Here is a 9,095-nt window from a genome sequence, read left to right as displayed (position 1 = left end):
CTAAGATGAGTCATCCCTAGGTCTTTAAGACCTCTAAAGAGCCGTTCGAGACTAGGACGTTGATAGGCATGGTGTGTAAGCGTTGTGAGGCGTTGAGCTAACATGTACTAATGACTCGTGAGGCTTAACCATACAACCCAGATGGGTTTTGCTAGGTGGTTATAACCTTAGATTTTAGATAGAGCACTTAGATAGTGACACTCAATTACAAAAAGCAATAACAGCTTTCCGAATTAATCTAATGGCTACAAAAAATAAAGTAGCGGTTAGATAACAAATTTGTCTGGAGACAATAGCATTGTGGTCCCACCTGAATCCATTCCGAACTCAGCAGTGAAACGCAATCGCGCCGATGGTAGTGTGGGGTTTCCCCATGTGAGAGTAGGTCATTTCCAGACGCCTAATTAGCTTTTACTGATAAGTGAAAGCAAGTCCCCTAGCCTTGACACGCTAGCGACTTAAAAAGAATTTAGACTTCGGTCTAAAGGAGCGGTAGTTCAGTTGGTTAGAATACCGGCCTGTCACGCCGGGGGTCGCGGGTTCGAGTCCCGTCCGCTCCGCCAACATAAAGAGAAAAGCCTCATCGATTGATGAGGCTTTTTTCGTTTTACGAGTTTCAACATTTAGGTTTGTTTTCCTTTAATCGATTTTAAGGTAAGTGCTGCTACATCCTACAGGTACTTTGCTGTAAATCTTCAGCTACAACTTTGTGCTTAATTCAAAATACTTAGACTCATCCCTATAGACTAATAGCGAGCCTACGCAGTATTCTATTGTTAGGTAAGTTTCTGTTAGCTATTCATTTTGTTTAGCTTTTACTATTACATTGGATGTATGTTGAATCGTTTCCCCAAAATCTCCCTGAGCCTACTGGTACCGACCTTTGTTGTGGTGCTATTCACGGTGATCGTAACAATCCAGTTCTTTGTTGAGCGAAGTCAACTGCAGCAAGACCTTGCCGAATCTAAGTCAGAACAAATTACTAGTTCTTTATTCCGAATGCGCCATGTAGTTGAGTCAGCCTTATCTAACCAAGATTTAGAGCGTATTGAGCAAGAAGTTTCCCTGGTTGGCACTGATGTTAATATGCAGGTTTATGCACTGCTAGATATGTCTGGAGAGATACATTACGCCAATCATGTTATATGGCGTGAGAGTAACGCAAAGAGTGTACTTGAGGGATACCAAGAGCAGCTTCATCAAAATGTTGTTACCAACGAGCAAGCGTTTGTCGATATTGATTTCGAGCGACTGGAAATCCAAGTCTATTACCCTTTGAATAGTAACAATCGCTACAGCTATTCCAACACCATTAACCTTATCTATCTTGAATATGACATTTCAGGCCTAGTTTCTAGTGCCTCAGACCAACTATTAGCCCGCTTTGTCTATGTACAGGCTTCTGGACTAATAGCGATTATTTTCTTTTGTCTTACGCTTCACTGGTTGCTTGTAAAGCCACTCAAGCGGCTCAGCGCTAGTGCTAGGCATGTAGGCGAAGATAGTTTTGATGCTGATTTTGTCAGCCCATCTAAAGAGGTCGCCGATCTTCGCGATTACTTAAAACTGGTAAGCGGTAAGCTAAGCCGTTGTAACAAGCGCCTCAATGATGCTGAGCAGCGTTGGTTGTTCGCTGTAGAGGGGGCTCGCAATGGTATATGGGATTGGGATTTAGTATCGGGTGATGTGTTTATTTCTGACCGCTGGAAAGAAATTTTAGGTTATCAAGCCTACGAGTTAGACAATGATTACAGTGTGTGGGAGTCGCGCTTACACCCAGAGGATAAACCTCAGGTACTGCTTACTTTACAGAACTATATCAATAACAAAACAGATAACTATGAAAGTGTTCACCGTCTTAGGCACAAAACTGGACGTTACACCTGGGTGCTTGATCGTGGGAAAACAGTTGAATGGGACTCAAAAGGCAGCCCAACAAGGCTTATTGGCAGTATTACTGATGTAACTGGTGACGTGAAAACTCAGCGGCTCGCACCGAGCAAAAATGCAAGTCAGTCCAACTTAACTGATTTGATTGACCGTGAGTCTCTGGCCAATGAGCTTTATGATTTACAGGTCTACAGCCGCAAGGCCGGCCAGTTCTCCGCGTTGTTAATGATTAACCTTAACAACTTCAAGTTGATTAACGATGCGCTGGGTCGGCAGATTGGCGACAGATTGCTTATTCAAATTGCCGCGCGCCTAACCGGTGCTTTTTCTCATGTGGGTACGGTGGCTCGCCTTGGCTCTGATGAATTTGTGATCCTGGCGCGAAATTTTGGTGGGGAGTTAGAACAAGCCAATAAGCGTGCCTTGGCGTTGGCAAGTGAGGTTAGACAGCTAATTGGTCGTAGCTTCAGTGTCTCCGAGCAGAACTTATCGATCTCAGCGCGGGTGGGTATTGTTGTATTCGAGGGCATTGAGTCATTAGAGCCGCAAACCTTGTTAGCTCGGGCTGATGGTGCACTTGTTCAAGCAAAAGATAGTCGCTCTAACGGCTGCGCAATCTACTACCCACATTATGATGAGAATTCGCGCCCATTTGATTTGGGCCATGAGCTCAAACAGGCGTTGGCAAGCGAGCAAATTTCCTTAGTTTATCAACCTGTAGTCGATCAGGCTGGGCGATTGCATTCGTTAGAGGCTTTACTGCGCTGGTATCACCCATTACATGGCTTTATTTCGCCGAAAAAATTTATTCCTATTGCCGAGCTGTCTGACAGTATTTTTGAACTGGAGTTATTGGCGATTGAACAAGCTTGCCACTTAATTCGTGAGTTACAGCAAGATGAGCAACAAGCACCACTGATTTCCATCAATATTTCATCGCGTCATTTTCATCAAAGCCACTTTGTCTCTATGGTGGTGAGTAAGATCCAGTCCAAAAAGGTTAAACTGCAGAACATTCAGCTTGAGCTTAAAGGCGACATCTTCTCGGTTAATGCTGATGAGGCAAGATTAAAGTTATTGGAGCTTCAGCGCCACGGATTGAAAGTCGCGCTGGATGATTTTGGTGCTGGTTTATGCGCGTTTTATCAGATCCAGGGGATAGGTTTCTCACAGGTGAAGTTGTCACAACATTATCTAAATAACCTTGAAAGCTCTACGGAATCAATCAACGTACTTAACGGTGTAGTTGATTTGGCAAGACAATTATCTTTGCCTGTGGTCGGCAAACATATTGAAAACAAGATGCAGCTTCACAAATTAACACAAGCCCGTTGTAGCTACTTCCAGGGTTATATTATTAGCCGCCCTCTCAATATCACCGACACTAAGCAGTTGATTCAGTCGCAGCTGTCATTGAGTGTTGTGACATAAATGACAGCGCTTTATTTAACGCAAAGTCGCGCATTGAGTCAGACTCAATAAATACCTCGTGGGACGAGCCCTGTACCACTACTTTATGGCACATGTCGTTTAGGCTGGCATCTTGAGCTTTGTTGCAGACGATTTTATCTTCGCTTGCCTGCAGGATAAGCCTTGGCGTTTTAATTTCAGGGCTGATTTCAACGCACTTATCTGCAGCTACAATGGCTTCAATTAACCAGTGATTGGTGGGCGAGCCTAATTGCACACTAGGGGTTTGCGCATAAGTATTGCGGTAGTCTTGGTAGCGAAGTTGGCTGTGAGTTAGGTGATTATCAGCAAAGCTAGGTGCGTCGTAATCGCTGCCACCAAGGACATAGTTGCAATGGTAAAGCGCCCCTTGAGATTTGCAACGGTTTAGCCTTCTTGCTAACCACAAGATAAATTGTTTATGTACTGGCAGTTTGATACCAAACATGGGTGCTGAAAACACCGCCGAGTTAAACCAGTTTGGTTGTCGTTGTAGTAATAGGGTCGCAATGGCACTTCCCATTGAGTGAGCCAGCAAGTACAGTTGCTCGTGTTGCTGAGGAAGCACGACTTGCTCGACAAACAACTCTAAATCATCAACATAATCATCAAAGTTAGCCACAAAACCCTGATGTGGGTTGCTGGTTTGTCTTTGTGACAATCCTTGCCCCCGGTGATCTATTGCATAAACACTATATCCTTGCTGATACAGGTCATACATTAACTCGCGATATTTGATATAAGACTCAACACGACCATTGCTTATTACGATCGCTTTGTTGTTATCAGGGTGATGAATGTAAGCGTAGGCAAGCTTTAGCTGGTCACGGCAGATGAGTTGCTGTTGCGACACTTGTTGCCAGAAGTCAGTTAGCTGCTGGTTATCTAATTCGTGTTCTGAGGAGAAGCGCTGAGTCATTAATGGATATCAGTTACAACCTGGATGGCTCATTATGGGCTGGGCAAGAGAGTCAACGCAAGCCTTGAGCAAATGATAGATATTAAAAAGCCAGCAGGGGCAAATCGCTGCTGGCCATTTATACTTAGCGGCAATCAAAGCTAGGATTGATACTTAGCGATAAACTGATCAATCATTTGCTCAAGGATCGGCATAGGCACCGAGCCATTTTCTAACACCGCGTCGTGGAAGGCGCGAATATCAAAGTCTTCACCGAGTGCATTTTCGGCTTTTGCTCGCAAGCGCTTAATGGTTAACTCACCAATCTTGTATGACAGAGCTTGACCTGGCCATGAGATATAGCGGTCAATCTCTGTGGTGACGTTATGCATTGACAGTGCGGTGTTACTTGCCATGTAGTCGATTGCTTGTTGGCGTGTCCAGCCTTTGGCATGCATACCAGTATCTACAACCAGGCGAGCGGCACGCCACATCTCATAGGTTAAACGACCAAAGTTGCTATAAGGGTCTTGATAGAAGCCTGCTTCTAATCCTAAGTATTCAGAATACAATCCCCAACCTTCGCCAAATGCCGAGATATAGCTATAGCGACGGAAGTTTGGCAAGTTATCCAGCTCTTTAGTTAAGGCAATTTGTAAATGATGACCGGGCACGGCTTCGTGCAATGTTAGCGCCTCTAGCTCATACAATGGACGCTGCTCCAATGCATAAGTATTTACCCAGTAATAACCAGGTTGGTCATCGCTGTTTGAACCAGAGTATCGACCGGTCGTATATTTAGGGGCGATTTCTGCTGGAACTGGTGCTATGCCGTAAGGTTGGCGCGGTAGGTTACCAAAGTACTTAGGTAACATGGCATCGGCTTTTTTGGCGATGTATGAGGCTTCTTTTAACAATTCCTCAGCTGTTTTTGGGTAAAACTGTGGGTCGGTGCGTAGGAAGTGTAAGAAGTCTGCAAAGCTGCCTTTAAACTCTACGTCATCGATAATTTGCTGCATTTCAGCGCGAATACGGGCGACTTCTTTTAGTCCTAGTTGGTGAACCTCATCTGCTGTCATATCTAGTGTGGTGTAGTAGCTAACGCGGTTAGCGTAAAAGGCTTCACCATCTGGCATAGCCGATGCGGCTATTTCTTCACGAGCATTAGGAATGTATTCCTCAGTCATAAAGTCATAAAACGCTTGATAGCTAGGAATGACTTTATCGCGTATTGCTTGTAAGCCTTGTAGGGTTAATTCGTCACGCTGCGCTTTAGTAAAATGCTTAGGGAATTGCTCAAACGGTTGGTAATAGCCACTGTCACTAGGCTCGGTAATGTAAGGGCTAATACTGTTTTCAAAACCGTTTAGTGTGACTTTTGCTGGAGTAATACCAACGCTAAGTCCTTGTTTAAGCCAGAATGTTTGCTGGGCAAAGTAATTTGGCAGTGCTTCTAATTTGGCTAAATAGTGCTGATAGTCGGCATAAGTTTTAAAACGGCCATTGGCAATTGAAGCTATGTAGGCATGAAAACCACTTTCTGCGGTGATTGGCAGGTAGTGATCCTTAAAACGGTACATATCGACCTGGTTTTGCAGTTGGTCTTGCAAAATAGTCAAATTAATTAGGTCGCTATTGCTCAACTCGCTGCGATCAATCGCTTTGGCTGCATCAAGTAAACTCTTGGTGGTGATATGGCGCTGGGCAAGTGCTTCTGGCGACATATCTGTGAGTTTACCTTTTGCTGATTCATCACCAAATTGGGCTGCCATACCTGGATTGCTTGCTAAAGTGTGTGCCCAGCTTTTATCAATTAGGTCTTGCACGTCTTTGGCGATAATTGGCGCTGCTTTTATCGCTTTTGTTGTGTCAGTTTGAGTATTTTTAGCCTGGTTAGTTTGCGTTGGATTAATGCGCTTTGCATCATAAGCATTTTTTTGAGCTTCAAAAGAAGTGGTATTGACTGAGCAGCCTGAGATGGCTGCTACAGCAAGCAGTGATAACAGTGAAACGCGCATTATTATTCCTTAAAACTTCCGAGTCAGATAGCTTGAGTATGCCCGATACTTGCATAAAAAACATGTCACTGAATCAGAAAACTCTGCTGAAAATTGTCACTTTATGTTAATTAAAGAACTGTGTGTTTGTATTATTATGTTAAACTTGCTCAATGCTCAGACCGATAAATCAAACCACTGGCGAGCAAATTTTGTATAGGGGCAAAGTATGATCGATAAAACACTACCATTGGTTGATTTGCATCGTCATTTAGATGGCAATGTCAGGGTAAATACCATTTGGGAATTAGGCCACAAGCACGGTATTGAGCTACCAGCGCAAAGCCTGGAAACGCTTGCACCTTTTGTGCAAATTCAGGGCAAAGAGAACAATCTGGTTAACTTTTTAAAGAAACTAGATTGGATGGTTGCTGTATTGGCAGACTTAGATGCAGTGAAACGCGTTGCATATGAAAACGTCGAGGATGCAGCTGTATCAGGTTTGGATTACACCGAACTGAGGTTCAGCCCTTACTACATGGCAATGAATCATAAGTTGCCAATTGAAGGTGTGGTTGAAGCGGTCATTGATGGCGTACAAGCCGGCTTGAAGCAGTTTGATGTTGAGGTCAACCTCATTGGTATTATGTCGCGCTCGTTTGGTCAGCAGGCTTGTCAGCAAGAATTAGATGGCCTATTAGCGCACAAAGAAAAGCTGGTAGCGATGGATTTAGCTGGTGATGAGTTAGGTTTTCCAGGAGAGCTGTTTACCGACCATTTTAAGCAAGTACGTGATGCCGGTTTAGCGATTACTGCACATGCTGGCGAAGCGGCAGGTGCTGAAAGTATGTGGCAAGCGATTCAAGACTTAGGTGCGACCCGAATTGGTCATGGTGTTAATGCTATCCATGACCCTAAGTTGATGGAGTACCTGGCTGCCAACAATATTGGTATTGAGTCTTGCCCAACCAGTAATTTACATACTTCAACTGTGGCTGATTATGACTCTCACCCTCTGACTAAGTTTATGGATGCCGGAGTGTGTATTGGCCTAAACACTGATGACCCAGGGGTAAGTGCCATCGATATTGGCCATGAGTATCGCGTGGTGAAATCTGAAATGGGTTTAACTGACGAGCAGTTAGCACAGCTGCAGCGCAATGGCGTTGAAATGGCATTTATGTCAGCGGCAAGTAAACAAGCACTGTACGACAAGGTACGTGCAAAGTCGGTTTAACAGAAGTTTAGTTTATAGGTGAAGATCGCCATACAACCTGTTGTCATCTTCACGCTCAAACATTAAAAAAGCCAGCTATCGCTGGCTTTTTTGCATCTAAACAGTATCGAAATCGGGTGATTAAATCACGCGAGAGAACTGCTGCTGACGGGCTTTTTGACGGAAGTACACATCAAAACACATACAGATATTACGAATGAGCAGGTGACCCGTTGGGCTCACAGTTAAACGACGGTCGGTAATATCTACCAGCTTGTCATCAAGGAAGGTCTGCATTAGCTCTAGGTCTTCTGCGAAGTAATCTTCAAACTTAATGTCAAAGCGCTGGTCGATGTCAGCCATATCTAAGTCAAAGTGACAAATGATTTGCTTAATCACAGCGCGGCGGATTTCGTCGTCGCGGTTTAAGCTACAGCCTTTCCATAAGGCATGACCTTGATCATCAATCGCTTCATAGTATGGACGTAAGTCTTTTTGGTTCTGCGCGTAGCAATCGCCAATCTGACTGATTGAAGAGACACCTAAGCCAAGTAGGTCACACTCTTCTTGCGTGGTGTAACCTTGGAAGTTACGGTGCAGTTTACCTTCACGTTGCAGACGTGCTAGCTCGTCGTCAGGCTTAGCAAAGTGATCCATACCAATGAATTGATAACCGGCGTTGGTTAATGACTCGATGGTTTGGTGCAACATGTCTAGTTTTTGCTGCGGCGTTGGCATGTCAGCATCTTTAATCTTACGCTGAGCGGCAAAGCGCGATGGTAAGTGAGCATAGTTGAACACTGATAAACGGTCCGGTGATAGCTCGATGATGCGGGCAATAGTTTGCGCAAAGGTTTCTGGTGTTTGTAGCGGAAGACCATAAATCAGGTCAACGTTGGTTGATACAAAACCAAGTTCTTTAGCGCGTGACATTAAGTCAAAAATGAACTGCTCGTCTTGCTCGCGGTTCACTGCTTTTTGCACATCTTTATTGAAGTCTTGTACACCGATAGAAATACGGTTGAAACCTGCTTCTTTCAAAGTATCAAGCATAGTTAGCTCGATTTCGCGTGGGTCAACTTCAATTGAGAACTCACCCACTTCAGCAAAGTTGAAGTGTGACTTAATCAGTGCGGTAAGCTTTAAGATTTGCTCAGGGCTCAAGAAAGTTGGCGTGCCGCCACCCCAGTGCATTTGAGTCACTGTGTAGTCTTTAAATAATGGTGCGCGCTTAACAATTTCAGCCGCTAGATATTCAATATATTGGTCGGCTTTGTGGGCGTGGCGAGTGATGATTTTATTACAGCCACAGTAATAACAAAGCTTGGCACAAAATGGGATGTGCACATATAGCGACAACTTGTCTGATTGACTGTTCTCAATCGACGTTAATAAATTTTGCTCAGTAAAAGTGTCGTCGAACTCGAGTGCGGTCGGATAAGACGTATAACGGGGACCGCTGTAATTGTACTTCTCGATCATCGACTGATCCCAACTAATCTGTGTGGGCTGCTTCAAGGCGTGTCCTCCGGAGGGTAAATTAGCAACCACCGAAGTATGCAGTTAATAAGGGCAAATAACTATGATCTAGGTTGTAAAATTGGTATTTGTTGTTAATTTTTTATGGGTCTGATAGGCGTTTTTG

Annotated in this window: 5 protein-coding genes, 1 tRNA gene and 2 rRNA genes (1 of these 8 only partly in view); 5 read left to right on the top strand and 3 right to left on the bottom strand. The window is 44.2% G+C overall.

Annotated elements, in window-relative coordinates; all coding sequences use genetic code 11:
• The 4 genes from EXU30_RS09855 to EXU30_RS09840 all read left to right on the top strand — a co-directional run.
• Positions 1-132, top strand: a 23S ribosomal RNA gene (locus EXU30_RS09855) (it extends 2,757 nt beyond the left edge of the window).
• A gap of 150 nt (positions 133-282) precedes the next feature.
• Positions 283-398: ribosomal RNA gene (gene rrf / locus EXU30_RS09850) — 5S ribosomal RNA — on the top strand.
• An 88-nt stretch (positions 399-486) separates the two neighbouring features.
• A tRNA-Asp gene (locus EXU30_RS09845) sits at positions 487-563 on the top strand.
• A 271-nt stretch (positions 564-834) separates the two neighbouring features.
• Positions 835-3,321, top strand: a complete 2,487-nt coding sequence (locus tag EXU30_RS09840; RefSeq protein WP_242620378.1) for a putative bifunctional diguanylate cyclase/phosphodiesterase — start codon at positions 835-837, stop codon at positions 3,319-3,321.
• Here EXU30_RS09840 and EXU30_RS09835 read toward each other — a convergent pair.
• Together EXU30_RS09835 and EXU30_RS09830 are read right to left on the bottom strand one after the other, a co-directional pair.
• The gene (locus EXU30_RS09835) at positions 3,275-4,258 is read right to left on the bottom strand and encodes an alpha/beta fold hydrolase (RefSeq protein ID WP_130599611.1); all 984 of its coding nucleotides are present in this window, start codon (positions 4,256-4,258) and stop codon (positions 3,275-3,277) included. The genes EXU30_RS09840 and EXU30_RS09835 overlap by 47 nt on opposite strands.
• Before the next feature lie 140 nt (positions 4,259-4,398).
• Positions 4,399-6,255, bottom strand: coding sequence for a DUF885 domain-containing protein (locus EXU30_RS09830; protein WP_130599609.1), 1,857 nt, complete (start codon positions 6,253-6,255; stop codon positions 4,399-4,401).
• 208 nt (positions 6,256-6,463) lie between these two features.
• Between EXU30_RS09830 and add the strand changes: the two genes are divergently transcribed.
• Positions 6,464-7,471, top strand: a complete 1,008-nt coding sequence (gene add / locus EXU30_RS09825; protein ID WP_130599607.1) for an adenosine deaminase — start codon at positions 6,464-6,466, stop codon at positions 7,469-7,471.
• 120 nt (positions 7,472-7,591) lie between these two features.
• On the opposite strand, the gene hemN is transcribed toward add, so the two are convergent.
• Positions 7,592-8,932 (bottom strand): oxygen-independent coproporphyrinogen III oxidase, encoded by a 1,341-nt coding sequence (gene hemN, locus EXU30_RS09820; RefSeq protein WP_242620404.1) that lies wholly within the window; start codon positions 8,930-8,932, stop codon positions 7,592-7,594.
• Positions 8,933-9,095: the final 163 nt, after the last annotated feature.

This window comes from Shewanella maritima (genome assembly GCF_004295345.1).
GTDB lineage: Bacteria > Pseudomonadota > Gammaproteobacteria > Enterobacterales > Shewanellaceae > Shewanella > Shewanella maritima.
This window is presented reverse-complemented; position numbering and strand designations above follow the sequence as displayed.

Coding starts and splice junctions, on each gene's coding strand:
- EXU30_RS09840 (WP_242620378.1), top strand. CDS start 835: ATGTTGAATCGTTTCCCCAAAATCTCCCTGAGCCTACTGGTACCGACC.
- EXU30_RS09830 (WP_130599609.1), bottom strand. CDS start 6,255: ATGCGCGTTTCACTGTTATCACTGCTTGCTGTAGCAGCCATCTCAGGC.
- add (WP_130599607.1), top strand. CDS start 6,464: ATGATCGATAAAACACTACCATTGGTTGATTTGCATCGTCATTTAGAT.
- EXU30_RS09835 (WP_130599611.1), bottom strand. CDS start 4,258: ATGACTCAGCGCTTCTCCTCAGAACACGAATTAGATAACCAGCAGCTA.
- hemN (WP_242620404.1), bottom strand. CDS start 8,932: ATGATCGAGAAGTACAATTACAGCGGTCCCCGTTATACGTCTTATCCG.